The sequence below is a fragment of the Actinoplanes sp. G11-F43 genome (genome assembly GCF_050589265.1).
Lineage (GTDB): Bacteria > Actinomycetota > Actinomycetes > Mycobacteriales > Micromonosporaceae > Actinoplanes.
Genome location: NZ_JBNZCE010000012.1, coordinates 190,103 through 215,535, shown reverse-complemented (window position 1 = coordinate 215,535; position 25,433 = coordinate 190,103). Strand labels below are relative to the sequence as shown.

Here is a 25,433-nt window from a genome sequence, read left to right as displayed (position 1 = left end):
CTGCCGGTACGCCCGTCGGCTCCACGGAGATCGGGTCGCTGGATGTCGTCCACGCGAGCTGGGCGTCCCCGCCGGGCCGCCCGGCGACCGCCGGGCGAATGCGACGGTCACCGTCATTTCGTGTGCCGACTTGCGGCTCGAATCGAGCCGCAAGTCGGCACACGTTTTTGGCCTACCTGTATCACTATCGATAGTGATACAGTTCCGATGTGGACATGACGAGTGACCGCTGGGCCGAACTGGCGCTGCATCCGGTGCGCTTCCGGATCCTGCGAGCCGTGGCGGGCTCCCGGCTGACCACGCACGACCTGGTGGCCCTGCTGCCGGACGTGCCGCACGCCACGCTCTACCGGCAGGTCGCCACCCTGGTCAAAGCCGGTCTGATCGAGGTGGCCGAGGAGCGCCGGGTGCGCGGCGCGGTCGAGCGGGTCTACCGGCTGCCCGCCCACGGCGCGACCCTGTCGCCGGAGGCGCTGGCCGCCGCGACACCCGAGGACCACTCGCGATACTTCACCGCGTTCGTGTCCAGCCTGCTGTCCGACTTCTCCCGTTATATCGCCCGTGACCACGTCGACTTCGCCGCCGACGGCGCCGGCTACCAGCAGATCCTGCTGCACCTGAGCGACGCCGAGCTGGCGGCGTTCGCCACCGATCTCAACCGTCTGATCGCACCACTGCTCGGCCACGCGCCCCGCGCGGACCGGGTGCCCCGTCTGATGGCCACCATCCTGCTGCCGGTCGACGTGCCCGGCGCGGAGGAAGGAAGTGAGTGATGGCAACGATCACCCGCACCGATGATGTCGTCGACATCCGGTTCACCGGCTGGGAGCGGTTCTGGACCGGCCGGGACCACCTGACCGTTCCGGCCGCCGGGGTGCGGCGGATGTCCGAGGTGGCCGAACCGCTGCGGCTGGCCCGCGGCGCCCGGCGCGGGATCGCCGTGTCCGGCTTCCTCAAGATCGGCGTCTGGGGCCTGTTCGGTGGCCCCCGCCAGCTGGTCGCCGCCCGCCGGGGTGAGCCCGGCGTGCACCTGATCCTGGACCGCACGGTCACCGGCGGCGAGTTCGACGAGATCGTGATCTCCACATGACCGTTGTCGAGGTGCAGAACCTGACGAAGCGGTTCGGCCCGGTCACCGCCGTCCACGACCTGAGTTTCACCGTCGGACCCGGAGTGGTCACCGGCTTCCTGGGCCCGAACGGCGCCGGCAAGACCACCACCATGCGCATGCTGACCGGCCTGGTGTCGCCGACATCGGGCACCGCCACGATCGGCGGCCGGGCGTACCGCGATCTCCCGCACCCGTCCCGGACGGTCGGTGCGGTGTTCGACGCCGGCGCGTTCCATCCCGGCCACACCGCCCGCAACCACCTGAGGGTCTACGCGGCGATGGGCGGCCACCCCGACCACCGCACCGGCGAGGTGCTCGACATGCTCGGGTTGACCGAGGCCGCCGACCGGCGGACCAGGGAGTTCTCCACCGGCATGCGTCAGCGGCTCACCCTGGCGACCGCCCTGCTCGGCGATCCCCGGGTGCTGATGCTGGACGAACCGAGCAACGGCCTCGACCCGGAGGGCATGCGCTGGTTACGCGGCTTCCTTCGCCACCTGGCCGGGGAGGGCCGCACCGTCCTGATCTCCAGCCACGTGCTCAGCGAGATCCAGCAGCTGGTCGACGACGTGGTGGTGATCCGGCGGGGCGCACTGATGGCGGCCGGCCCGTGGTCCCGGCTGTCCGGCCCACCCGCGGTGCTGGTGTCCTCCCCGGACGCCACCCGCCTGGCCGAGGTCCTGCGGACCGCCGCGCCAGCCGGCAGCGGCCACCCGGTCGATGGCGTCGGCCCGGCCCGTCCAGCCGGCCCCGTCGACGGTGGCCGGTCGCCTCGTGATCACGTGCGGGTGGACGTCATCGGCGACGGCCGGCTGCGGGTGACCGGCGTCAGCGCGCCGGAGGTCGCCGACCTCGCCACCGCGCACCGGCTCCGGGTGTACGAACTGGTCACCGAAGCCTCCAGCCTCGAGGACCTCTTCCTGCGTCTGACCACGGACGACACCGACGGCGCCGATCGGGCGGACAAGGCGGACAGGCCATGAGAGACCTGATCAGAGCCGAGTTCCGCCGTCTGGCCGCCACCCGGATGTGGGTCGGGCTGCTGCTGGCGGCGGCGGTGATCGGCGGCGGCCTGACCGGCATGCTGACGCTCGCCGGTCCGGAGAACTTCGATCCACCCATGCCCGGACTGGACACCGAGGCCGGCGTCCGCGCCCTGCTGGGACTGCTGGGTTACACCGCGTTCCTGCCCGCGGCGGCCGGGGCCCTGGCGGTCACGTCCGAGTACCGGCACGGCACGGCTGCCGTCACGTTTCTGTTCGCGCCGCGCCGTGGCCGGGTGCTGGCGGCGAAACTGGCCACCTACGCCGTCGCCGGCCTGGCCTACGGGCTGATCCTCGCCGGCACCGCCGCCGCGGCCCTGTTCACGGTCACCGCCCTGCGCGGGATCACCCTGGGCCTACCGGACGGCACCGTGCTCATGCTGATCGCCCGGATCGGTCTCGCCATGGTCGTCTACCTCTTGATCGGTGCGGGGGTGGGCGCGTTGCTCCGCAATCAGGTGACCGCCCTGTGCGTGGTGATCGGATATCTGTACATGGGCGAGACCCTGCTCATGCTGATTCCCGGAGTCAACGCGCTCTACCCGGTCCTTCCGGGCGGCGCCACCGCGGCACTGACCGATTTCACCTACCTCGCCGACGCCATGTCACAGGAGATCGGAAGCGCCCCGATCACCCTGCTGCCACCGCTGGCCGGGGCGCTGGTGCTGATCGGCTACGCGCTGGCGGCGGCGGCGATCGCGGTGGTCCTGCCGATGCGCCGGGACCTCACCTGACCGCGACCCGGTCGTGGCGTGACTCGGTCAAGGGATGCCCGATGTCGCGGGGTGGGGCGGGCGCACCACCCCGCGCGCCGGTCTCGGCGCCGAACGCACGGTCGGCTGTGCGGGATGTGTGCCTACCGGGGTGAGGCACTCCGCGCCGTGCCGAACGCCTCGCGGTTGCGCAGCGCCCAGGTGCGGAAAACTCGCCGGGGGCCGGGACAGGACGCGGCGCACGTCCTCGGTGACCACCTCGTTGTGGCCCGCCCTCGCCCACGCCACAACGGCTGCCGGGACGCCCGGCGGCGGTGGAGTGTCGACGGCGCGGATCTCGCGGTTCAGCACCCCGGGCAGGATGTGCGCCTGATCGGGGACGCTCAACAGCTCCGGGCCGGTCACCGTGTACGTCCGGCCGGAGTGAACGGGATCGGTCAGGGCGGCTACGGCGACGGCGGCGATGCCGCCCGGTATCGTCCCGGGCCGGGTTGTCTTCAGCTGCGGTTTCGGTCGGGCCGCCGATCTCCCGGGGATGCCGGTCACCGGGCGGGCGATGCGGGCCGCGGATCTGGAGAGTCCACGATTCCGGGAGTTCGTCCGGCAGTCCGGCGCGGGGCAGTCCGGCGCAGGGCAGTCCGGCCCGGGGGAGTGCTGCGCTGGCTCGGGCGCTACCGGATGTGACGGGCGATCCCCTGGTGGCGAGGGCGGCGGTCCTGTTGCGGCGCTCGCGGGTGAGGGCGGTGGCGGACCGGCTCGGCGTCAGTGAACGGCATCTGCGGAACGTCTTCACCGAAGTCCTCGGGCTGCCATCCAGTCATTTCGTCCGGATCGACCGGGTTCGGCGGGTGCTGGCCGGGCTCGATCACCGTTCGCCGGTGTCGGCTGGTTCCGGTAGCCGTTCGCCGGAGTCAGCTGACTCCGGTACTCGTTCGCCCGAGTCGGCTGGTTCCGGTCGCCGTCTGCCGGAGCCGGGTGGGCGCGGTCGCCGTCTGCCGGAGTCGGCCGTCGAGGTCGGGTATTTCGATCAGTCGCACATGACCGCCGATTTTCGCCGGGTCATGGGGGTGACACCGCACGCGTTCGCCGAGGGCCGGTGGCCGCAGCCCGGAGCCGGGCAGCGCCGGGCCGGAACCTGCCGGGGTGAGGTCAGCTTCGGATGGTGCCGACCAGCCAGACGATGGCGAAGCCGGCGGCGCCCAGGGCCACCACCGCCAGGCCGATCATCGCCATGAACGTGCCGGAGGCGGCGGCGATCCTGGCCCAGGGTGAGGATGGCGGGTCGTTCTCCCGGGTCTCACCCTCGAAGTCGAACATGCCCGGAACTATAGCCATTTGTCGGAGGAGCCACCCACACCCAAAATGATCTTGAATATCTGCCGATCATGCAGAATCCCGCGATGACCACGAACTTGTCGCCGCTCGGCCGGGACTCGCGGACGCTGTGGGCGTACCGGAGATTCACCTCCCAGCGTGACCCCGGTGCGATCGACGACGGCATCGCGGCGCGGATCCTCGACCTGATCGGCGACCGGCACGTGGAGGCGATCTTCGACGCCGCGATCGAGCCGGGGCGCAGTGCCGTGTTCATGAACAACATCCGGCGGCGGGCGGGCGCGCCGGCCGTGGCCGTGCGGACCCTGTCCGGCTGGTACTTCATCGACCGCGGCACCGCGACGGTCACCACCGTGCCGGGGCCGGGCAGCCGGGGGATCGTCCCCACCGACCCGGCGACCGATCCGTGGCCGGACTCGGGGGTGGCCACCCGGCTGCTCACCGAGGACGGCCGGGACCTCGGCGTGCGGCTGTTCCTCGACGACAGCGGTGTGATCGACGGCGTATCCCACGGCAACGACGACATCCGGCTGATCACCGAGGGCGCCGGGCCGTACATCAGGCGGCTCCCGGAATCCGCAGCGGTTCCGCCGCTGCCCGATGTCGGCGCTCGGCCCCGGTCCGAGACGACCACCGGGAACGTCGTCCTGCCCGCGGACTGGCGGACCGTCGAGGAGATCGCCCGGGAGCACATGCGGGCCATCGGTTTCCCCGACGCCCGGCTGACCGGCGGCGGCCGGGACAGCGGCATCGACGTGCCCGCGGCGTCCGGTGTGGCCCAGGTGAAGATGCTGGCCCTGCCGGTCGGCGGCCCGGCCGTCCAACAGCTGCGGGGTGCCCGCCCGCTCGCCGCCCACCACCTGTTCTACGCCACGTCCGGCTACACCCGGGCCGCGACCGAGACCGCCGCGGAGATCGGGGTGTGCCTGTTCACGGTGGGACGGGACGGCACGGTGACCGCCGTCAACGCGGCCGCCCGGATGCTGGAGAGCTCTGGGGTGGCCGGCGGTGAAGCCGGCGAGGAGCGGCCCGACCTCACCGCGTACGTGCAAGGGGTCCGGGATCGTGTCGGTCGTGCCGTGAGGACGGTCGCCGCCACCGACGTGAGCCGCCTGGAACGGTTCCCGGACCACGAGAAGCGGGCGCTGCGCTATCTGGCCCAGGCCCGCAGGCACCTGGCCGAGGACCGCACCTTCGCGACACCCCGATCGGAGGCGGTCCACTTCCATCACGCCGAACTGCTGGCGCACGTCTGGTTCGCCGAGTTCGCGGTCGACTACCCGGAGAAGCCGGCGGCGCCCGTCGACGACCTGGACCGCTACTACGACTGACGGTGCGGCAGAATGCCCGGATGCTGTCCGACGAACTCGATCATGTGCCCTATCCGGACCGGATCCCCACGCTGCTGAACCTGCTGCGGGCACAGGACGACCCGGCCGGGCGGATCGCCGAGATGGCAGCGGGCGGGCCCTACGACCGCTATCTGGCGGTGGTCGCGGCGGCCGCGTCCGGGTCGCCGCACGTCGTGGTCGAGGCACTGCGGGACGCCGATCATTCGGTACGGTCGGAGGCCGTCCGGCAGGCTCTGCGCCGGGGCTGGGCAGATGCCGGTGAGCTGCTCGTGGACGCGGCGCCGGTGCTGCGCCGGCTGATCGTGCGGGAGGTGCGGCGGCGGCCCGGTTCCGGTGACCCGCTGATCGACGCCGTCCGCGAGCGCCATGGCGATCAGGAGGCGGCGGCACTGCTTCCGGCGTGCACCGCGGCCACGGTGGCGCGCCTGCTGCCGTACCTCGATCGGGTCGTCGCCTGGAAAGGTCTCGCCCGCGGGCACAGTGGCGTGATCCTGGCCTGGGCGGACGACCGGCTGACCGCCGGCGAGGACTGGTCCCGGGTGCTGGCCGCCGTCCAGGCATGCGCCGGCGCCCAGCCGGGCCTGGTCCTCGACCTGCTGGAACGGCACGCGCCGAAGGTCCTGCCGGACATCGATCCGCAGCCGGCGGCGAGACGGTTCCCGGATCGGGTGGCGGCGCTGCTGATCTCTCGCGGTGAGGACGGCACCAGCTTCCACCAGCGTGGCCTCCCGGTGCTGCGGCACCTGACCGGTCTGGGCACGGACCGGCTGGTGGGGCTGCACAAGCTGAACTTCGAGTTCCTGGAGCTGCTGCCGCCGGAGCGGCGCGCCGAGGTCTATCTGGCCGCGCCCGCCGGGGACATCCCCTGGGAGGGGCATGTCGCGCTGCTGCCCGAGCCGCTGCGGACCCGGGAGGTACGCCGGGTGCTGGCCCTGGTCGCCGGTGACGAACAGGCCACCGAGCTGTGGCGCCGGTGCCTCCCGGCCGCCGAGGCGCTGCCGGCGATCGACGAGAAGGCCCGCGACCGGGATCCGTCCACACGCGGTCGCGCGTACGCGGCGATGGTCGACGTGGCCGTCCGGGAGCCGGCCGTGCTTCCGGACGTGCTGGACCGGCTGCTGCGGACCCGCAACGAGCGCGAGAAGGTCCGCGAGCGGATGCTGGAGGAGCTGCACGGACTGATCCCGCACCTCACCCCGGAGATCGTGCCCACGCTGACCGCGATCACCGACGCGGCGATCGACGTCCCGGACATCTCATCCGACAATCAGCGTCATCTGGCCGAGCTGGCCTGGAAGGCCCTGGCCGTGGTGCGCGGCCGGGATCTGACCGGCTGGGCGCTCGGCATGATCGCCCGGCTGCCCTTCCCGTGGTTCCTGGAGACCCGACTGCGCGCCGGGCAGGAACACCTGGTCACCGCGGCGCTGTCCGCCCGGATCAGCGCCGACGTGCAGGAGCTGTTCGCCCTCGCCGAGCTGCTGGAGACCCGGGCCCGGCACGTGCCGCAGATCCAGGAGCTGCTGCGCCGGGCCACCTCGCCGACCACCCCGGCCGACGTGCGGGAGAAGGCCGCCACGATGTGGCTCGACGATCCGGCGACCCGCGCCGAACGGGCCGCCGTGCTGCTCCGGGAGGATCCGGCGGCCGGGCTGCTCGCCCCGGTGTGGCGCGAGGTCACCGGCTACAGCACCACCCTGCTCGACCCGTCCCTGGGCGGGCCGCCGTCGCACGTCCGGCGGTGGACGCCCCGGCAGCAGCGCGTCTACGCCGAGACGGTCGCCGCGGTGGCCGCCGACGACCGGCGGACGCGGCGGGCCCGTACCGTGGCGGTGAAACATCTCGCCCGGGTGCCGGTGACCGGCCGGGAGCTGCTCACCCGGTTCCTCGACGTGCCCGAGGTGCCGCTGGTGGAGGCCGCGCTGATCGCGCTGTCCTGGACCGACCGGCCCGCCGGGGCACTGCCGGTGCTGCTCGGGTACGCCGGCGGCGACCGGGCCCGGGTGGCGCTGCCCGCCGCGGCCCGGGCGGTGCGTTTCGTCGGGCCCGCCGACCTGCTCGCCCAGTTGCGCGGGGTGCTGTTCGACCCGGCGGCCAAGGTGACCAGCCGGAAGGCCGCGGTGCGGCTGCTCGCCCGGTACGGTCCGGCGGAGTTCCCGCGCACCCTCACCGAACTGTGGCGGACCCCCGGCACCCCTCCGGACGTGCGGGCCGGCGTCGTCGCGGCCATGCCCCGGCTGTCCCCGGCGGCGTGGGAGATCTACCCGGAGGCCGCCGGGCCCGGAACGCCCGCGGAGACCCTGGCCCTGCTCGATCTGCTGTACGCCGGCGAGCGGGACGACATCGACGAGCCCGGCCGGCGGCGGATCGCGGCACTCGTGACGGCGGCGTGCGCCGACCCGGACGCCGAGGTCCGCCGGCGGGCACACGACCGGCTCGGGACGTGGCTGCGGTGGTCGCCGGAGGCCCCCGGCCTCGCGGTCGCGGCGCTCGCCGACCCGGAACCCCGCGGCCTGTACGGGCTTCCACTGTCCCTGGTCGGGGCGCTGCTGGACGGTCCCGGAGCCGGGATGCTGGAACCATTGCTGGACGAGTACGCGGCCCGGGACGCCGCGGACACCGGACCGTCCACCGGTGAACGGGACCGCCTGGCCCGGCGCCGGATGAGCGAGATCCTCGGCGCCGTCGCCCTGTGGGCCCGCGCGCATCCGGACGCCGACCGGGAGCCGGCCCGCCGGCTGGCCCGGCACCTCACCACCCACCCCGGCTTCCGGGGCGACGCCGCCACACTGCTGATCGCGCTGGACGGGCCGACCGCCGAGGTCGCCGACCTGCTGTCCGGCCATCCGGTACTGACCACCGAGGTCGCCGCGGGGATCACCGGCAGGCAGCCGGACACCGCCCCCGCCGCCGCCCGGCAGCTGGCCGACCGGGGTGACCTGGCCGGCGGCCTGCTCGCGCTCGGCCTGGTCGCCGCCGGTGGAAAGTACAGCCGCTGGACCGGGCCGTGGGTCGAGGAGATGAACCACCTGCGCCGCCATCCGCACCCCGAAGTGGCGGAAGCGGCACTCCGGCGGCCCATGATCAAGTAGATCGGGCGTACCGTGGCGTCGTGGATCTCGAAGAACGCATCGCCCTGTTCCTGGACTACGAGAACCTGGCGATTGGCGCCCGCGACCATCTCGGTGGCATGCGGTTCGACCTGCGCCCGGTCACCGACGCCCTGGCCGAGCGGGGCCGGGTGGTGGTACGCCGGGCGTACGCCGACTGGTCCTACTTCGACGAGGACCGCCGCATGCTCACCCGGTCGCACGTCGAGCTGATCGACATCCCGCAGAAGATGGGCGCCTCCCGCAAGAACGCCGCCGACATCAAGATGGCCGTCGACGCGCTGGTGCTGGCCTTCGAGCGGGAGTACGTCACCACGTTCGTGCTGTGCACCGGCGATAGCGACTTCACCCCACTCGTGCACAAGTTGCGCGAACTCAACAAGAAGGTGATCGGGGTCGGCGTCGAACGGACCACCTCGGCGCTGCTGCCGCCGGCCTGCGACGAGTTCCTGTTCTACGACCGCCTGGAAGGGGTGGAGATCCCGTCCGCCCCGGCGGCCCGGCCCGAGCCGGAGACCCCGGAACCGGCGCCGCAGCCCGCTCCCCGCGACCTGGAGACGCTGGTCGCGCAGACCGTCGCCGGCCTGCAGCAGAGCAGCGGCACGGTCACCGCCTCGGTGCTCAAGCGCACCCTGCTGCGCAAGGACCCGACGTTCAACGAGGCCGACTTCGGCTTCCGCGCGTTCGGCGAGCTGCTGCGCCACCTGGCCGGCAAGTCGGTGATCGAGCTGGCCGACCGGGCGGCCAAGGGCGACCCGGAGATCACCCTGCCCGAGCGCGGTGACCGGGAGACCGCCTTCGCCCTGCTCGCCTCGGTGGTCCAGGACGGGCCGGTGGCGCTGTCCGGGCTGAAGAACCAGCTGCGCAAGGTGGCGCCCGGGTTCAGCGAGAAGAAGCTCGGCTACCGCAGCTTCCTGCAGTTCTGCAAGGCCGCGGCGGCGGTCGGCGCGGTCGGGCTGGAATGGAACCAGACGGCCGACGACTATCTGGTCGGATCGTCGAGCGAAAATGTCGTACCCAGCCCCTAGATTCTCGCCCATGAGTCTCACCTGGGCCGAGGTCGACCGGCTGGCACGTCAGCAGTCGCTGGGGCCGCTCACCGAGCGGCTGCTGGCGATGTCCGAGCCGGAGCGGCTGGCCTTCGGCGCCGACGTGGAGCAAGGCGTCCGCGCCACCCGCGGCGAGGACTGGTGGGGCCGCGGCCGGGACCCGGCGCCCGCCTTCGCCCTCGCCGTGATCGCCTGCATGCCGTCCGCGGCCCGGGCCGCCGCCCTGCTCACCCGCAGCGGGATGCGCGACGGGTGGGGCGCCGTGCCGGAGCACTGGTGGGCGCGGATCGTCGCGGAGCGCGAGCTGACCTGGCAGACCGACCTGGGGGTCCGCCTCGCCGCCCGGCTGCCCGCCCGGGACACCTGGGCGCGTGACTGGCAGTTCGTCGCCACCATGCTGCGGCACATCCCGGAGGCGGCGCCGCGCACCGAGGGGTTCGTCCGCGGCTGGCTCGACCGGCTCGCCGACGCCGATTCGCGAAACCGGCCGTTCGCCGACAACCTGCGGGCCAGTCCGTTCCTGGACGTGCTGCTCCCGGCGGTGTTCGAGATCGACGGGCTCGGCGGCGCCCTGCCTGTCGGCCATCTCGGGCCGGAGGGCTGGGATCCGGCTGACGGTTTCGCGCCGGCCGTCGTCCAGCTGGTCACCGAGGGCCGCCTGGACCGGGCGGTGATCCTCGCCGCGGTCCGCGACCGACTCGTGCGCGGGGACCGTCCGGCCTGGCTGCGGCCGTTCACCGAGATGCACGAAGGGCTGGCCCCGGCCCTTGCCGAGCTGACTCCGGCCACCGGTGACTACTGCTCGCTGCTGTCCGGTGGGCCGGGGCCGGTCGCCGGGCTGGCCCAGCGGGCGCTGCGCGCGATCGACGACGCGGGTCTGCTGGAGTTCGGCACGTTGATGGACGCCAGTGTCGCGGCACTGCAACGTACCGAGAAGGGTCTGGTCAAAGCGCAGTTGACCTGGCTGGACAAGGTGGCCAGGCGGGAGCCCGGCCGGGCCGGCGAGGTCATGGAGACGATCGCGGTGGCGTTCGGGCATCCCGGGCTCGACGTGCAGGAGCGGGCGCTCACCCTGATCGGCAAACGGGTCGCCGGCCTGGACCCGGCCACCGTCGCCCGGATCGCCGACGCCGCCGGTGCCCTCGCCGGAGATCTGCCCGCACGGGCCGCCGAGCTGTTCGGCGCGGTCGAGGCGCCGTCCTGCCCGCCGGAGCTCGTCCCACCCGTGCCGCCCGCCGCCATGCCACCGCCGATCACCGGCGCCGCCGAGCTGGCCGGCGAGATCGTCGCCCTGCTGCACCATGAGACCGCCGTCGCGTGGGAGCGGGTGATGGCCGCCCTGGTCACGGTGCCCGATCTCACCGAGACCCTGGCGCCCCTGCTCACCCGGGAGAGCTGGATCGGCAGGCGCTCCGACCTCTACTACGTGATCAAGACGATCGTCGACCCGTCCGAGTACGACAGCTGGCGCAAGAACCGGGGGCTGACCGGCGGCCCCACCGGCGTCCTCGTGCTGCGCCTGCGGGAGATGGCCGGGCGGATCACCACCGAGCCGGTCCCGCTGCTGCTGGCCACCCCGACCCGGGTGGACGGCAGCCTGGACGCCGCGACCCTGCTGGAGCGGCTGCTCCGGGCCGAGACCGAGGGCTGGACCCCCTGGCCGGTCGACCTGGAGCAGGCACTGCTGCGGCTGCCCCGCGACACCGACGTCGACGTGACCAGGCGTGCCGCCGAGCTGACATCGCCCGCCGGCCGCCGGTTCGCCACCTGGCTCAAGGACGGTGGCATGCCCGACCCGGTCAGCAGCCGCTGGGTCCAGAGCGGAGGAGACGGGCGTTACCGGTACGGCGGGACACCCCCGTTCCAGCGCCGGGTCGTCGTCCAGCTCGACCCGGTCGACCATCACCTCGTCCTCGCCGAAGGGCTGTTCACGCTCGTCCAGGGCGCGACGGCCAGTTACCACACCGCCACCCTCTCCGCGCCGGACGTGGTCACCGCCGTCCTGCCCCACCACCGGGAAGTGACCGCCGCGTGGGCCCTGCCGGCCGTGGCCGCACTCGCCGACCTGGACCAGCGCGGCACCGGCCGGGTGCTGCCCCTGCTCGCCGAGAGCAGCGGCCCGACCGGCCCGGCGATGACCCTGGCCCTGGCCTACGGGCTCGGCGCCCGCGGTGACGCCGACCGGCTCGCCGCCGTCGACGCGTTCCTGATCCTGGCCGCCCGGCCGGAACCGTTCGCGCCCGCCCTCGGCGCCGAGATCGGTGACCTGTGCGCCGACGGCACCCTCAAACTGACCCGGGTGCTGCCCGGCCTGGCCGAAGCACACCGGGTCGGCGCCTCCGCCGCGGTCTGGCAGGTGCTGCGGACGGCCCTGCCGGTCCTGCTGCCGGCCGCCCCGCGCGGGCTGCCCGACCTGCTGGAACTCGCCACCCTGACCGCCGGGCGCACCGGTGCGCACGACAGCCTGCCCGGCCTGGCCGAAGCGGCGGCCCGGCCGGGAGGGTCACGGGTGGCCCGGGAGGCGCGGCGGCTGCTCGGCGTGCTGAGCGGGGTCCCGGCATGAACCTCACGTGGGCCACCGTGGAGCAGCTGGCCCGCCGGACTGCCCCGGCAGACCCGGGCACGGGACTGGCGGTTCGTCGCCGCGATGCTGGAGTCCACTCCCGAGCTGGCCCCACGCACCGCGGGGTTCGTCCGGGCATGGATCTCCGCGCTGTACGACCGGGGCGGTCGCCGCACCCCGTTCGTCGACGATCCGCGGGCCAGCCCGTTCCTGGACGTGCTGCTTCCCGCGGTGTTCGAGATCGACGGGGTCGGCGCTGCGCTCAACGACGGATACTGGGGGACCACCAGCTGGAACCCGCAGGCCGCCGTCCCTGAGGCGGTGCTGCTGCTGATCGCCGAAGGCCGCCTGGACCGGGCGGTGATCCTCGCCGCGGTCCGGGACCGCCTCGTGCGCGGGGACCGGCCGGCCTGGCTGCGGCCGTTCACCGCGATCCATGAGGGGCTGGCCCCGGCCGTGGCCGAGCTGGTGCCGGCCGTCGGTGACTATTCCTCGTTGCTCGCCGGTGGGCCGGGGCCGGTCGCCGCGCTGGCCCAGCGGGCGTTGCGGGCCGTCGACGACGCCGGGCTGCTGGAGTTCGACGTGCTGGTGGACGCTGGTGCGGCCGCCCTGCAACGCGGCGAGAAAGGCCTGGTCAAAGCGCAGCTGTCCTGGCTGGACCGGGTGGCTCGGCGCGACGCCGGGCGGGTCGGTGCGGTCATGGAGACGGTCGCGGTCGCGTTCGGGCATCCGGCGCTGGACGTGCAGGAGCAGGCGCTCGGCCTGATCGGGCGGCGGGCCGGTGATCTCGACGCGGCGACCGTGGCCCGGATCGCCGACGCCGCCTCGGTCCTCGCCGGGGATCTGCCGATCCGGGCCGCCGAGCTGCTCGGGGTGGTCGAGGCACCCGCCGCCACGCCGCGGCTCGCCCCACCCGCGCCGGCCGCCGTGATGCCGCCGCCGATCACGAGCGGTGCCGAGCTGGCCGGTGAGATCGCCGCCCTGATGCACGGCGAGACGTCGGTGACCTGGGAGCGGGTGATCGCTGGTCTGGTGTCGCTGCCGGATCTCGCCGAGCCGTTGGGGCCGATCCTGGAGCGGTACGAATACGATCCCGGCTACCGGTACCGGTTCGGGCAGTCCACCGCAACCGGCGTGCTCGGTGACGTGATCAAGGCGATCGTCCTGCCGGCCGAGCGTCACGAATGGTCGTTCGACACCCGCGCCGAGTCGCCGCTGCGTGGTGGCGCCGCGGGTGCCCTGGTGTTCCGCCTGCGTGAGTTGACCGACCGGATCGGGCGGCGGCCGGTTCCGCTGCTGCTCGCCACGCCGACCCGGGTGGACGGCACCCTGGACGCGGCGGACCTGCTGGAACGCCTGGTCCGGGCCGAGGCCGACGGCTGGACACCGTGGCCGGTCGACTTCGAGCAGGCCCTGCTGCGGATGTCACCGGCTGCCGATCACGAGGTGACCCGCCGGGCCGCGGAGTTGACGTCGGAGTGCGGGCGCCGGTTCGCGGCGTGGCTGCGAGAGGGCGGGGCGGCCGGGCCGGTCAGCACGCGGGTGGAGCAAAGCGGCGCTCCTTGGTATGGGGGAGCGGCCCGGTTTCAGCGCCGGGTGGTGGTGCGGCTCGATCCGGCCCCGTCCATCGCCGCCGCGTCTGCCGTGGGCGGTGCGGCTGCCGGGGCCACCGATGAGGCCGTGCGGGATGGTGGGTGGTCGTCGTCGGTGCTGGCGGAGGGTCTTTTCACGCTGGCGTGTGGAGACGTGGCGAGCTACTACTCGCGGGAGTCCGTCGGGCCGGCCGACATCGCCGTCGCGGCGCTGCCCCATCATCGGGAGGTGGTCGCGGCCTGGGCGCTGCCGTCCCTGGCCGCTCTCGCCGACCTGGATCAGCGTGGTGCGGGCCGGTTGCTGCCGTTGCTCGCCGAGGCGTCCGGCCCGATCGGCCCGGCGATGGCACTGGCCCTCGCCTACGTGCTGGGCGCACGCGACGAGGCGGATCGGCTGGCGGCGGTGGACGCGTTCCTCATCCTGGCCGGGCGAGAGGACGTCGCGGATCGGCTGGCGGCGGTGGACGTGTTTCCCGTTCCGGCCGCGCGAGAGGGCGTCGCGGATCGGCTGGCGGCGGTGGAGGTGTTTCCCGTTCCGGCCGCGCGAGAGGGCGTCGCGGGGCACGGCGGCGTGGGGACTGTCGTGGGGAGGGGTGGTTCGCGGGTGGGCTCGGGGCGGTGATCGGTGACCTCTGTGCGGACGGCACCCTGAAACTGTCCCGGGTGCTGCCCGGACTGGCCGGTGCTCAGCGGGCCGGGGCCGGGTGCGCGGTGTGGCAGGTGCTGGCGGCGGCCCTGCCGGTGCTTCTGCCGGAGGTGCCGCGCGGGCTTCCCGATCTGCTGGAACTCGCCACAGTGGCGGCCGCGCAGGTCGGTGCCCGAGGTAATGTTCCCGGGCTGGCCCAGGTGGCCGGGAGAGCGGGCGGGAGCCGGTTGGTGCGCGAGGCCCGGCGGTTGCGGACGGTTCTGGAGGGCTGAGCCGCCGCGGGTGCGGCGCCGCCGGCGGGGTGAGGCGGTGGGGTGCCGCGCTACTTGCCGGGTGCGGCAATGGGGTGCGGCGCCGCTTTGCCGGGTGGGGTGGTGCGGCGCCGCTTTGCCGGGTGGGGCGGTGGGGTGTGTCGCCCTGGTCCGAGGGGTGCGACATACTTCGGTGTCCCGCCGGTCGGTGGGGTGGTGTCGGTGTCAGGCGAGGAGAGTTGATGAGCCGGGTTCGGCTGAGTTCCTGGACGCTGCGCAGGCGGGTGGCGGTGCTGCTGGCCGTCGCCGGGATCCTGCTCTCCGGGATCAGTGTGCTGGCCGCGCTGACCGCTGTGGACAGCAACCGGAACCTCGACGTCATCCTTGAGAAGACCGGGCCGATGCGGCTGGCCGGGCAGGACCTCTACGCCGCCTACCTGGACCAGGAGACCGGGATCCGCGGCTACGCGCTCAGTGGTGAGACCGCGAACCTGGAACCGTACCGGGAGGGTGAACGGGCCGAGCGGGACCTGCTCGCCCAGATCGAGAGCCTGAACGCGACCAGCGGCAACGCCGCGATCCGCGACGACGTGCGGCTGGTGCGGGAGCGGGCGGCGGAGTGGCGCCGGGTGGTCGCCGATCCGGTGATCGCGTCGGTGCGGGCCGGGGAGCCGTCCGATGTGACGATCGGCACCGGGCAGTTCGACGCGCTGCGGGTGTCGGTGAACGATCTTCAGGTCGACATCCTGGCGTTGCGTAACGAGGCGGTCGCGGCGGCCCGGCAGACCGGGTCGGTGCTGGTGGTGTTGCAGATCGTCGCGGCGGTGATCAGTCTGGTGGCCGGTGCGGTGCTGCTGGTGCTGATCGACCGGCTGATCAACCGGCCGGTGACCGACCTGGCGAAGCAGGTGCGGCAGGTGGCGGCCGGCGACTACGAGCGGGAGATCACCAGTTCCGGGTCGCCGGAGTTGCGGGTGCTGGCGGCCGACGTGGACGGCATGCGCCGGCAGATCGCCGCCGAGCTGACCGTGGTGCGTGACGCCCGTGCGCAGGTCGAGGCGGTGAACCGGGAGCTGGAGGCGAAGGCCGAGGAGCTGACCCGGTCCAACCGGGATCTGGAGCAGTTCGCCTACGTCGCCTCGCACGACCTGCAGGAGCCGCTGCGCAAGGTGGCGAGTTTCTGTCAACTGCTGCAGCGCCGGTACGGCAACCAGCTCGACGACCGGGGCGAGCAGTACATCAACTTCGCGGTGGACGGCGCCCAGCGGATGCAGCGGCTGATCAACGACCTGCTGGCGTTCTCCCGGATCGGCCGGATCACCTCCGGGTTCAAGACCGTGGATCTGGACCGGGTGCTGCCCGAGGTGAGGTCGCAGCTGGAGGCCCGGGCCGGGGCGGAGGCCGAGATCGGCTGGGGTGAGCTGCCCGCGGTGGAGGGTGAGGAGCCGCTGCTGACCACCCTGTTCGTGAACCTGATCGGCAACTCGCTGAAGTTCCGCCGGCCGGAGGTGCCGCCGGTGATCCGGGTGAGCACCGAGCGGGACGGCGACTTCTGGAAAGTCAACGTCCGGGACAACGGTATCGGGATCGAGCGCGAGTTCGCCGACAAGGTGTTCGTGATCTTCCAGCGGTTGCACCCGAGGGACGCGTACGAGGGGACCGGCATCGGCCTGGCCATCGTCAAGAAGATCGTCGAGTACCACGGTGGCCGGATCTGGCTGGACCTCGATGTCGAGGAGGGCACCTCGATCTGGTTCACTCTGCCCGCCGCGCCGGTCCCGGCGGTGCTGGAGAGCTGACGAACACGTGTGGCACGGTGCGGCTCGAATCGAGCCGCACCGTGCCACACCAGCTGTTCAGAGAGCTGACTGGACGGTGAGCGCGGTGGCGACCGCCAGCCACGGCACCGCGACCAGGGTCGCGCCGAGCCCGCCCAGGTGAGGCCACAGGGCCAGGCAGAGCAGCACGGCGACCGTCGCGATCAGCACCGCGATGCCCTTCAGCAGCGGGGTGCGGCGGGGCGACGGGGTGTCGTCCCAGTGGGCGATCAGTTCCTCGAACGGGTCCGGCCGCAGCTCCGGCAGGGTGGCGGTGACGTCGGCGACGCGGGACAGTTCGAGCCGGTTGCAGATGTCGGTGACGCCGGGGGTGGAGCGGGCCACCTCGGCCGCGGTGACCCGGGCGTGCAGGGAGCCGACCGTGCCGATCAGGTTGACCACCCGGTTCTGCACCTCGACGGTGATCCGTTCCCGGGTCAGCCGGGGGTCGGTGAGGATCCGTTCGTTGACCTGACAGGTGAGCTGGACGTCGGGGGCGGCGGCGGGCCGGGGCGCGCGGTCCTGCCAGGCGTCGTCGAAGGGCTGGGGCCACACGTTTGGTCTCCGAACTGCCGGCGGTGTCGACGGCGAAGTCTGGTCGGCGGGCGTGGCGATCGCACCCCGGTCATATGACAACACTGTGACACTCACCGTATTACGATAGTGCACTCTCAAAATTTTGTTAGGGTACCCTTCGTGACAGAGCGCAAGGGGCGAAAACCGGGCCGGCCCGCCCAGGTGGACACCGCGGAGATCGCCGCGGCGGTCCTCGACATCGGGTTCCGGGACCTCACCTTCACCGCGGTCGCCGCCCACCTGCGGATCGGGCAGGCCACCCTCTACCGGCACGCCGCCAACCGCAACGAACTCGTCCGGCTCGGACTCGACCTGGCCGTCCGGCGGGTCGACTGGCCCGGCCTGGACGGGCCCTGGGGCGACGTGCTCGAACAGTGGGCGATGGCCGCCTGGCACGCCTACGCGCGCCACCCCGGCTCGGCCGCCGAGATGACCCGCGGGGTGGTGCCGCCGACGGTGCTGGAACTCTCCGACCGGCTCGGCGCCATGCTGATCCGCAACGGGTTCCGGGCCGCCGACGCCGTCCTCGCCGTCGACCTGGTCTTCGACCTCGCCGTCGACAACCGGCGCGGTGTCGACGACCTGGCCCTGGCCGCCGAGACCGGATCGGCCGCCATGCGCGAGCACATCGCCGCCCAATGGGCCGAACCGGCCGGTGACCCCGACCTCGGCTCGATCCGGGCCGAGATGCTGCGGGCCATCCGCGCCGACCCGGTGGACTGGTTCCGCGGCAAGCTACGCGTCGTCCTGGCCGGAATCGATCGCGAGCTCTCCCCTCGTACGCAATCGGAAGGATCTTGATCGTGAAACCGCAGATATCGCTGCTTCTCGGCGCGGTGTTCCTGGTCTATCTCGGACAGATGACTCTGAACCCGATCATCGCCCCGCTCGCCCGTGAGGTCGGTCTGGCGGAGTGGCAGATCGGTGTGACGATCAGTGTCGCGGCGATCATGGTGGTGCTGACCAGTCAGTCCTGGGGGCGGCGGTCGCAGTCGCTGGGGCGAAAGCCGGTGCTTGTCGCGGCGTTCGCGCTGGCCACGGTGACCATGGTGTTGTTCGCCGGGCTGGCCGCGCTGGGGATGGCCGGGGTGGTCACCGGGACCACCCTGTTCGTGCTGTTCGTGGTGTTGCGGGGGATCGGGTTCGGTGCGGCCATCTCGGCGGTCGTCCCGACCGCGCAGGCGTACATCGCGGACGTCACCACCGATGAGGAGACCCGGGTCAAGGGGATGGCGGGGGTCGGTGCGGCCCAGGGGATCGCGATGGTCGGTGGGTCGATCGTCGGTGGGGTGCTGTCCGCTTTCGGCATGCTGGTTCCGCTGGTCGCCGTGCCCGTGCTGCTGGCTGCCGGGCTGGCGTTGATCTCGGTGCGGCTGCGGCGGGAGTCGCGGCATGAGCTGATCGAGAAGCCGGCCCGGATCAGCCCGTTCGACAGCCGGGTGTGGCCGTTTCTGGTCGCCGGGTTCGGGATGTTCACGGCACTGGGGTTCATCCAGGTGGTCACCGGGTTCCTGATTCAGGACCGGCTCGGGCTCAGTGCCGAGCGCACCGGGCTGTACACCGGGGGTGCGCTGCTCACGGCCGGTGTGGGAATGGTGCTCGCCCAGGCGGTGATCGTGCCGCGCAGTGGATGGAGTCCGGCAACCCTGCTGCGGGCTGGTGGGGCGGTGGCGCTCGGTGGGTTCGTGCTGTTGATTCCGAATGCCGGGATGGTGCTGCTGGTGGTCGCCATCGGGCTGATCGGTCTCGGACTCGGGACCGCCATGCCTGGGTATACCGCTGGTCCTACACTGCTGCTCAGCCGGGAGGAGCAGGGTGGGATGGCGGGGCTCAGTGGGGCGACGGCGGGGTTGACGTTCGTGCTGGCGCCTACCGCGGGGACCGCCTTGTACAGCGCGGGGCCGGTGCTGCCGGTGATCACCGGGGCAGTGATCATGGCGGCGGTCTGGGTGTTCGTGCTGGTGCATCCCCGGTTCCGGGCGGTCCGGGCGGTCCCGGTTTCGCGGTGATCCTTTTCGGTACGCCCGTCGGGTCCCCGGCAATCGGGTCGTTCCGTTTCGTCCGCGCGAGATCGGTGTGAGTCCGGACCGTCCGGCGGGTTCCGGGCCGGATGCGGTGGTCGCGGGATACCGCTCGGCGGGTCGCGGTGCGCCCGCACGGGGGCGGAGCCGAGTCCCCGGCCGAGGACCTGCGCAACCCCCAGCCCTTCAAGAGGGAAACTCAACCGCCTTCTTCTCGACCGCCTGATCACTCGCGGTCAATCCGTCCCGCGAGCGACTCGTCAAGCGGAGATCTTGGCGGCTTTACCACCATTTCGAGCCTTGTGCTCGGCTGCCTGATCACTTGCGGTCAATCCCTCGCGCGGGTGACCCGTCCAGCCGAGATCTTGGCGGATTTACCACCGGAAACGGTGTCAAATCCACCAAGATCGGCCAAGGCGGGGCCGGAAGGCGGACACTCGCGCGGAGAATTGACCGCGAGTGGGCCGACGGCCGAGAAGAGGGCTCTTTCTGGTGGTGAATCCGCCAAGATCGGTCGGGGGTGACAGGGCTGTGGTGGCGGATGGCCTCTCGGCCGCAAGGAAGCGGACGCTTGGGCGGGGAATCCCGGTGACCTCGTTGGCGGACTGGGCCGTGAGCCATCTTCGTCACTCGGTGTAGTAGATCGCTCGCGGAGAATATCGCGTGGTCGCCGGGCTGGGCCGGGGCGAGCGGGCGGGCCGGGGGCGTGACATGATCGCGCGCGTGAACACGTGGAGTTACAACGAGCGGCCGGCCGGCGCGCGGTTCCTGCCCGAGCGGGACGACACCGCGACGGCGGCGATCGAGGACGAGATCTGGGCCTGGGTCGTTCGGGGCGACGACGACCCGGACGAGTTCGTCGACTACCTCGACGACGAGGAGGAGCGCCACGGGCTCACCGACGAGGAGCTCGCCACGGCGTACCGGAAAGCTCTCGAAGTCCGCTGGGACCAACAGCGGGACTGGGGTCATGTGCGCAGCAACCTCACCCTCGCCTTCGACGAACTGAACCGGCTCGGGGTGCTCGCCCGGGAGAACTTCGCCTGCTGCGGCACCTGCGCCTCGGCCGAGATCCACGACGAGCGCGACGACTCCCGGCACTGGCTCGGCTATCTCTGGTACCACCAGCAGGACACCGAGTCGCTGATCTCCAGCCCGGACGGGTCGGTCTATCTCGGGTACGGCGTCTACCCGCCGGAGGACTTCGACGAGGACGCCTACGAGGCGCTGGACGAGAACGACAAGCAGGCCGCCTACCAGGCCGACCTGGAGCGGATGCTGGACGACGTGGTGTTCCCGGTGCTGCGTGGGCACGGCATGAGCGTCACCTGGAACCGGAAGCAGGCCACCCGGATCCTGGTCACCGGCGCCCACTGGTACGCCCCACTCGGCTAAGCCGGTTCCCGGTCGTGCCGAATGTGGGGGCGATGGCCGAGAACAGGGTCGCGGACCGGACCGCGGACGCGGCGGTGGGCGCGACGGGCGTGCTGCTCGCCGCGTTCCTGGTGTTCTACCTGGGGCATTGGGGCAGCGAGGAGGAACGCCGGTTCCTCACCAACCTGGTGCACATTCCGATCGCCCTGACGTACACACTCCTCGGTCTGAGTATCGTCCTCCGCGGCCGGCAGACCGCCGGCATGAGCCGGGCCTGGGGGTTCATCACCGCGGCGTTCTTCTGCCGGCTGATCGCCCAGATCTCCTGGTTCATCGAGGACTCGATCCTGCGTGAGGCCCGCTTCCCGGCCTTCGCCGACCACTGGTTCATCGCCTTCGTCCCGTTCATGTTCGTCGGCCTGCTGATGATGCCCGCCGACCGGCGCTCCCGCATCGACCGGATCAAACTGACCCTGGACGCGCTGATCGTCGCGGTCGGCACCTTCATCGTGCTGTGGTATCTGCTGCTCGGGCCGCTCGTCGTCAACGACGGGGTGCCGCTCTACCAGAGCGTCTATTCGGCCGCCCTGCCGGTCGGTGACCTGCTGCTCGTGCTCGCCCTGGCGATGCTGCTGATGCGCCGCTCCGGAGTGGTCGACCAGGCGCTGACCATGCTGGTCGCGGCGGTCACCCTGTTCGTGATCGCCGACATCGCGTACGGGTACATCCAGATGCACTCCGGGTTCTCCGGTGGGCGCTGGCCCGACCTGTTCTGGCTCGGTGGCGGATACCTGCTGGTGCTGGCCGCGCACCGGACGTACCGGCTGAACTACAACCCGCCCGACCCGGCCAAACGGCGGGCCACGGTCAACTGGCTGCCGTACGGCGCCATCGCCCTGGCCTACGGAGTCCTCGGTTACATGGCCCGGGAGCAGGGCATCTACCCGCTCGGCGGGATGATCCTCGGGGCCATCCTGCTGACCGCGCTGGTGATCACCCGGCAGATGTACGTGCTCCGCGAGAACCACGACCTGGCCGTCACCGACCCGCTCACCGGGCTCGCCAACCGGACCCGTATCAACGACCGGGTCGCCGATCTGACCGCCGCGCCGGTACGCCCCGGCCGGCTGAGCGCCGTGCTGCTGATCGACCTGGACCGGTTCAAACCCATCAACGACACGTACGGCCACGAAGCCGGCGACGCCGTCCTGCAAGCCGCCGGGGTCGCGCTCCGGTCGGTGATCCGCGGCGGTGACACCGCCGGACGGCTCGGCGGCGACGAGTTCGCCGTCATCCTGCGCGACCTGCCCGACGTGGTCGCCGCCGAACGGGTCGCCCAGCGGCTGGTCGAAGCCCTGCGAACCCCCGTCGTCCTCGGCGACCTGGTGCTGTCGGTCGAGGCCAGCATCGGGGTGGCCGTGCTCGGCCCGGACAGCAGCGAGGTCGACGGCGACCACCTGCTGCGGCAGGCCGACCTGGCGATGTACGCGGCGAAACGCTCCGGCCGCTCCCGCTACCAGCTCTACACCCCCGACCTGGACGCCGGCACCCGCGACGCCCGGCTCCGGCAGGCCATCGCCGACGACGAACTCGTCCTGCACTACCAGCCGGCCGTCTCCCTGCACGGCCGGCCGGAGATCCTCGGCGTGGAAGCCCTGGTCCGCTGGAACCATCCGGAACGCGGGCTGCTGATGCCCGGGGCGTTCATCGAACTCGCCGAGGAGACCGGGGCGGTGGTGCCGCTCGGCCAGTGGGTGCTGCGCGAAGCCTGCCGGCAGGTCGCCGAATGGCGTTCCACCGTGGCCGGCGCCGAACAGGTGATGCTCAGCGTCAACCTGTCACCGTTGCAGGTGAAACAGGCCGACCTGGTGGACGTGGTCACCGGCATCCTCGCCGACACCGGATTCGCCGCCGACCACCTGGTCCTGGAGATCACCGAGTCGGTGGTGCTGGAACCCGACGAGGCCACCATCGCCCGGCTCCAGGCCCTGCGTGACATGGGCATCCAGCTGGCCGTCGACGACTTCGGCACCGGCTACTCGGCCCTCAGCTACCTCCAGCAGCTGCCGGTCACCATTCTCAAGATCGACCGCTCCTACATTCGGGACGTGGTCGACGACCAGCGGGCGTGGCGGATCGCCGACGCGATCGTACGGCTGGGGCTGGCCTTCGACCTGCACGTGGTGGCCGAGGGCATCGAGACCGCCGAGCAGGCCCGCACGCTGGCCGAGATGGGCTGCGGCATCGGCCAGGGCTACCACTTCCACCGCCCGATGCCCCCGTCCCAGGCTGCCGAGGCTCTCAGCGTCACCACCACCGCCCGCCGCTGACCGCGTCGTCGCCCTGGTGGTCTTGCCGGCGCCGGGGGGAACCGCAGACCATGATCACTGAGGCGGCCGGCGTCAGGCCACGTTACGCAGCCGGTGCTCGGGGACGCCGGCCTGGGTCAGCCGGACGGCCAGGGCCGCCGACGAGTTGTCCACGAACACCGCCACCTGATGATCGTCGCCGACCCCGCACGCGGCGGCCAGCGCGCCCAGGTTCAGCGGGTCCAGGTCGTGGACGTCGGCCAGGTCGAGGACCAGGCACAACGGGCGGGTGTGCCGGATCGCGTGGACCAGCGCGCGGCGCAGGCCGATCGCGTCGTCGGCGTCCAGATCGCCGTGGGGGTGGATGACGAGGGTCCCGTCGGGGGTGCTGCTGACGTCGACCGTGCTAGCGCTCATGAGCGAACGCCTTCCGTTAAACGGAACGTCCGGGACGTCAACGCTAGGTCCTGCCCGGGTTCAGGTCGATACCCCACCCGGATATTCACAGCATCGGTGCCCGCTCGGTGGGCGAGCGGGCACCGACCGTACCGGAAAGGGGTCAGATCTTGCCGGTTCCGGCGCCGGCCGTGACGGTGGCCTTGACCGTGTTGTTGGACTCCGGGGTGTACGAGTAGGGGATCGCGGCGACGCTGGCGCCGTTGCGGACCTGCTCGGTGCCCGAGTTCACCTTGTAGTTGTTCAGCACCTTGATGTTGCCGGGGTCGGAGTCGCCGGTCTGGGTGACGGTCGGGTTGGCGACGTTCTCGAAGTAGTTGCGTTCGACGTAGACGCCGGCGTTCTCGGTGGACGCCACCCCGTACGACCCGATGTTGCTGTAGTAGTTGTTCAGCACGTGCACCGGGTTGGCGAACCGGACCCGCGGGTGCCGCTGCCCGGTGCCCTCGAACCAGTTGTGCACGTAGGTGACGCGCAGCTTCCCGGTGTCCTGGGAGCCGTTGTCGTCACTGTGGCCCAGCAGCATCGACTTGTCGTGGTTGTGCAGCCGGTTCCACGAGACGGTGATGTAGTCCGAGCCGCGCTTGATGTCGATCAGGCCGTCGTACCCGCTGGCCAGGTCGTTGTGGTCGATCCAGATGTTGGTCGACCCCTCCTGCACGTTGATCGAGTCGTCGCCGGCGTTGCGGAACATCAGGTTGCGCAGGATCACGTTGCGGACACTGTTGAGGTTGAGGCCGCCGCCGGTGATGCCGGAGCCGGAGCCCACGCCGATGACCGTCTTGTTGGAGGCCACGCTGTACATGCCGGAGATCGAGATCAGCCCGGACACCCGGACCGTCTGCGACGTGCTGGAGCTGAGCGCCGACTTGAGGGCCGACGCGGTGGTCACGGTGACCACGGTGGACGCCGAGCCGCCGGGGGTGCCGCCGTTGAGGCCGGCGTACCCGACGGGGCTGTTCTCGTAGGCCAGCGCCGGGGACGCGCTGGCGACGGCCAGCCCGCCCGCGGCGATGACGCTCGCGGACAGGGCGGCCAGGACGGTGCGGCGGCGCATGTTGGTGGACATGGGTTTCCCTTCCGTTGGGGGACGGATGCCGTCCGGGGAGACGGCATGGGGGTGTCGGAAGCGCCCGCCCCGCCTGGGGATGACGGGTAGCGCGCGGCCGGTTCAGTGGGTTCGGCCGTACGCTGCGGGTAAGCGCTTTCCTCGGCCGACGGTAGGCGCTGCAATCGACATCTGTCAATGTATGTCGCTCGGTCGTGTACACGACGGGTACGTTCCCGCCGCCCCGTCCCGCGGCCTACCTTCGGAGGGACTCCGAGCGCTGCCGAGGGAGGGTTCGCCCTGGCCAAGGACGCCCGCCTCCGCCTCGACGGCCCCCTCGTCGGCCGTCGCACCGAACAGGACGGCCTCCGCGCCGCCCTGACCGCAGCCGCCTCCGGGACCGGCCGGATGATCTTCCTGGCCGGCGAGCCCGGCATCGGCAAGACCCGCCTGGCCGCCGAGACCTCCCGGTGGTCCCGCGCCGCCGGCATGCGATCCCTGCGAGGCAGAGCGACCTGCGGTACGGACCCCTACCGCCCGCTCCGGGAAGCGCTCATGTCCGGGTTGCGTCGCACCGGCCCGCCCCGTGATCCGGCCCTCGTCCCGTACCGGCCCGCCCTCGCCCGCCTCCTCCCGGAATGCCGGGTCCCGCCACCACGGCCCTCGCGTGGCGGGGAACAGGTTCCGGCGCCGGTTCGGGAACCGCGCGATCGCCTCGACGAGTCGCCCGTGGTACTCGCCGAAGGTGTGTTGCGGCTGCTCGCGGCCCTCTCCGGGGGCCTGCTCGTGTTGGAGGACCTGCACGACGCCGACCCGGAGACCCTGGCCGTCGTCGACTACCTGGCCGACCACCTCGAGGAGGAGCCGATCCTGGTGATCGGCACCGTCCGGACCGGCGGCAACCCGGGCGCCGACCTGATGCGCACGCTGGTGGCCCGCCGGGCGGCGACGGTTCTGGAACCGGCCCGGCTCGGCGGCGGCGAGATCCGCGACCTGGCCGCGCAGTGCCTCGGCATCCCGGCCGATCAGGTGCCCGGCCCGGTCATGGAACGCCTGCGCGAGGCCTCCGA

The 25,433-nt window shown here is 72.1% G+C and carries 19 protein-coding genes and 1 pseudogene; 16 read left to right on the top strand and 4 right to left on the bottom strand.

Translation table 11 applies throughout. The features are described 5' to 3' along the window. The first annotated feature begins 215 nt into the window (after positions 1 to 215). The 4 genes from ACQ0O7_RS14015 to ACQ0O7_RS14000 are packed head-to-tail and all read left to right on the top strand — an operon-like array spanning position 216 to position 2,888. Complete coding sequence (locus ACQ0O7_RS14015) at positions 216 to 773, top strand: helix-turn-helix domain-containing protein (RefSeq protein WP_430782469.1); 558 nt, start codon at positions 216 to 218, stop codon at positions 771 to 773. After that, positions 773 to 1,090 carry a hypothetical protein gene (locus tag ACQ0O7_RS14010; protein WP_430782468.1) on the top strand — a complete coding sequence of 106 codons (318 nt, stop codon included), beginning with the start codon at positions 773 to 775 and terminating at the stop codon, positions 1,088 to 1,090. The genes ACQ0O7_RS14015 and ACQ0O7_RS14010 overlap by 1 nt, the downstream gene beginning before the upstream one ends. Then, the gene (locus ACQ0O7_RS14005; protein ID WP_430782467.1) at positions 1,087 to 2,094 is read left to right on the top strand and encodes an ABC transporter ATP-binding protein; all 1,008 of its coding nucleotides are present in this window, start codon (positions 1,087 to 1,089) and stop codon (positions 2,092 to 2,094) included. The genes ACQ0O7_RS14010 and ACQ0O7_RS14005 overlap by 4 nt, the downstream gene beginning before the upstream one ends. Further along, positions 2,091 to 2,888 carry an ABC transporter permease gene (locus ACQ0O7_RS14000; RefSeq protein ID WP_430782466.1) on the top strand — a complete coding sequence of 266 codons (798 nt, stop codon included), beginning with the start codon at positions 2,091 to 2,093 and terminating at the stop codon, positions 2,886 to 2,888. The genes ACQ0O7_RS14005 and ACQ0O7_RS14000 overlap by 4 nt, the downstream gene beginning before the upstream one ends. Before the next feature lie 1,128 nt (positions 2,889 to 4,016). On the opposite strand, the gene ACQ0O7_RS13995 is transcribed toward ACQ0O7_RS14000, so the two are convergent. Next, positions 4,017 to 4,184, bottom strand: a complete 168-nt coding sequence (locus tag ACQ0O7_RS13995) for a hypothetical protein (RefSeq protein ID WP_430782465.1) — start codon at positions 4,182 to 4,184, stop codon at positions 4,017 to 4,019. Positions 4,185 to 4,267: 83 nt separating this feature from the next. Between ACQ0O7_RS13995 and ACQ0O7_RS13990 the strand changes: the two genes are divergently transcribed. From ACQ0O7_RS13990 to ACQ0O7_RS13960, 7 genes are all read left to right on the top strand, one after another. After that, entirely contained in the window at positions 4,268 to 5,533 is a 1,266-nt protein-coding gene (locus ACQ0O7_RS13990) for a restriction endonuclease (RefSeq protein WP_430782464.1), read from the top strand. 20 nt (positions 5,534 to 5,553) lie between these two features. Next, complete coding sequence (locus ACQ0O7_RS13985; protein WP_430782463.1) at positions 5,554 to 8,643, top strand: hypothetical protein; 3,090 nt, start codon at positions 5,554 to 5,556, stop codon at positions 8,641 to 8,643. A 20-nt stretch (positions 8,644 to 8,663) separates the two neighbouring features. Then, positions 8,664 to 9,689 carry an NYN domain-containing protein gene (locus ACQ0O7_RS13980; protein WP_430782462.1) on the top strand — a complete coding sequence of 342 codons (1,026 nt, stop codon included), beginning with the start codon at positions 8,664 to 8,666 and terminating at the stop codon, positions 9,687 to 9,689. Between the two features lie 10 nt (positions 9,690 to 9,699). Then, positions 9,700 to 12,273, top strand: a complete 2,574-nt coding sequence (locus ACQ0O7_RS13975; RefSeq protein ID WP_430782461.1) for a DUF6493 family protein — start codon at positions 9,700 to 9,702, stop codon at positions 12,271 to 12,273. Between the two features lie 84 nt (positions 12,274 to 12,357). Then, entirely contained in the window at positions 12,358 to 14,487 is a 2,130-nt protein-coding gene (locus tag ACQ0O7_RS13970; protein WP_430782460.1) for a hypothetical protein, read from the top strand. Continuing rightward, positions 14,484 to 14,783 (top strand): hypothetical protein, encoded by a 300-nt coding sequence (locus ACQ0O7_RS13965; RefSeq protein ID WP_430782459.1) that lies wholly within the window; start codon positions 14,484 to 14,486, stop codon positions 14,781 to 14,783. The genes ACQ0O7_RS13970 and ACQ0O7_RS13965 overlap by 4 nt, the downstream gene beginning before the upstream one ends. A 221-nt stretch (positions 14,784 to 15,004) precedes the next feature. Beyond that, positions 15,005 to 16,561 carry a sensor histidine kinase gene (locus ACQ0O7_RS13960; RefSeq protein ID WP_430782458.1) on the top strand — a complete coding sequence of 519 codons (1,557 nt, stop codon included), beginning with the start codon at positions 15,005 to 15,007 and terminating at the stop codon, positions 16,559 to 16,561. Positions 16,562 to 16,618: 57 nt separating this feature from the next. On the opposite strand, the gene ACQ0O7_RS13955 is transcribed toward ACQ0O7_RS13960, so the two are convergent. Then, complete coding sequence (locus ACQ0O7_RS13955) at positions 16,619 to 17,134, bottom strand: BON domain-containing protein (RefSeq protein ID WP_430782457.1); 516 nt, start codon at positions 17,132 to 17,134, stop codon at positions 16,619 to 16,621. Between the two features lie 141 nt (positions 17,135 to 17,275). Here ACQ0O7_RS13955 and ACQ0O7_RS13950 point away from each other — a divergent pair, with 141 nt between their 5' ends. The 4 genes from ACQ0O7_RS13950 (at position 17,276) to ACQ0O7_RS13935 (ending at position 22,880) form a co-directional block, all read left to right on the top strand. Beyond that, positions 17,276 to 17,956 (top strand): hypothetical protein, encoded by a 681-nt coding sequence (locus ACQ0O7_RS13950; protein ID WP_430782456.1) that lies wholly within the window; start codon positions 17,276 to 17,278, stop codon positions 17,954 to 17,956. Next, complete coding sequence (locus ACQ0O7_RS13945) at positions 17,950 to 19,164, top strand: MFS transporter (protein WP_430782532.1); 1,215 nt, start codon at positions 17,950 to 17,952, stop codon at positions 19,162 to 19,164. The genes ACQ0O7_RS13950 and ACQ0O7_RS13945 overlap by 7 nt, the downstream gene beginning before the upstream one ends. A gap of 735 nt (positions 19,165 to 19,899) precedes the next feature. Then, the gene (locus ACQ0O7_RS13940) at positions 19,900 to 20,571 is read left to right on the top strand and encodes a DUF6891 domain-containing protein (RefSeq protein ID WP_430782455.1); all 672 of its coding nucleotides are present in this window, start codon (positions 19,900 to 19,902) and stop codon (positions 20,569 to 20,571) included. Positions 20,572 to 20,603: 32 nt separating this feature from the next. Continuing rightward, the gene (locus ACQ0O7_RS13935) at positions 20,604 to 22,880 is read left to right on the top strand and encodes a putative bifunctional diguanylate cyclase/phosphodiesterase (protein WP_430782454.1); all 2,277 of its coding nucleotides are present in this window, start codon (positions 20,604 to 20,606) and stop codon (positions 22,878 to 22,880) included. A gap of 72 nt (positions 22,881 to 22,952) precedes the next feature. Here ACQ0O7_RS13935 and ACQ0O7_RS13930 read toward each other — a convergent pair whose 3' ends face one another. Beyond that, entirely contained in the window at positions 22,953 to 23,276 is a 324-nt protein-coding gene (locus ACQ0O7_RS13930) for an STAS domain-containing protein (protein ID WP_430782453.1), read from the bottom strand. A gap of 142 nt (positions 23,277 to 23,418) precedes the next feature. Further along, a complete protein-coding gene (locus ACQ0O7_RS13925; protein WP_430782452.1) occupies positions 23,419 to 24,384 on the bottom strand; it encodes a pectate lyase family protein in 966 nt (321 codons plus the stop codon). A gap of 177 nt (positions 24,385 to 24,561) precedes the next feature. On the opposite strand from ACQ0O7_RS13925, the pseudogene ACQ0O7_RS13920 reads away from it, so the two are divergent. Next, a pseudogene (locus ACQ0O7_RS13920) lies at positions 24,562 to 25,182 on the top strand (ATP-binding protein); the annotation flags it as partial. Between the last annotated feature and the right edge of the window lie 251 nt (positions 25,183 to 25,433).

Coding starts and splice junctions, on each gene's coding strand:
- ACQ0O7_RS13930 (WP_430782453.1), bottom strand. CDS start 23,276: ATGAGCGCTAGCACGGTCGACGTCAGCAGCACCCCCGACGGGACCCTC.
- ACQ0O7_RS13925 (WP_430782452.1), bottom strand. CDS start 24,384: ATGTCCACCAACATGCGCCGCCGCACCGTCCTGGCCGCCCTGTCCGCG.
- ACQ0O7_RS13970 (WP_430782460.1), top strand. CDS start 12,358: ATGCTGGAGTCCACTCCCGAGCTGGCCCCACGCACCGCGGGGTTCGTC.
- ACQ0O7_RS14010 (WP_430782468.1), top strand. CDS start 773: ATGGCAACGATCACCCGCACCGATGATGTCGTCGACATCCGGTTCACC.
- ACQ0O7_RS14005 (WP_430782467.1), top strand. CDS start 1,087: ATGACCGTTGTCGAGGTGCAGAACCTGACGAAGCGGTTCGGCCCGGTC.
- ACQ0O7_RS13985 (WP_430782463.1), top strand. CDS start 5,554: ATGCTGTCCGACGAACTCGATCATGTGCCCTATCCGGACCGGATCCCC.
- ACQ0O7_RS13960 (WP_430782458.1), top strand. CDS start 15,005: ATGAGCCGGGTTCGGCTGAGTTCCTGGACGCTGCGCAGGCGGGTGGCG.
- ACQ0O7_RS13975 (WP_430782461.1), top strand. CDS start 9,700: ATGAGTCTCACCTGGGCCGAGGTCGACCGGCTGGCACGTCAGCAGTCG.
- ACQ0O7_RS13990 (WP_430782464.1), top strand. CDS start 4,268: ATGACCACGAACTTGTCGCCGCTCGGCCGGGACTCGCGGACGCTGTGG.
- ACQ0O7_RS14000 (WP_430782466.1), top strand. CDS start 2,091: ATGAGAGACCTGATCAGAGCCGAGTTCCGCCGTCTGGCCGCCACCCGG.
- ACQ0O7_RS14015 (WP_430782469.1), top strand. CDS start 216: ATGACGAGTGACCGCTGGGCCGAACTGGCGCTGCATCCGGTGCGCTTC.
- ACQ0O7_RS13935 (WP_430782454.1), top strand. CDS start 20,604: ATGGCCGAGAACAGGGTCGCGGACCGGACCGCGGACGCGGCGGTGGGC.
- ACQ0O7_RS13995 (WP_430782465.1), bottom strand. CDS start 4,184: ATGTTCGACTTCGAGGGTGAGACCCGGGAGAACGACCCGCCATCCTCA.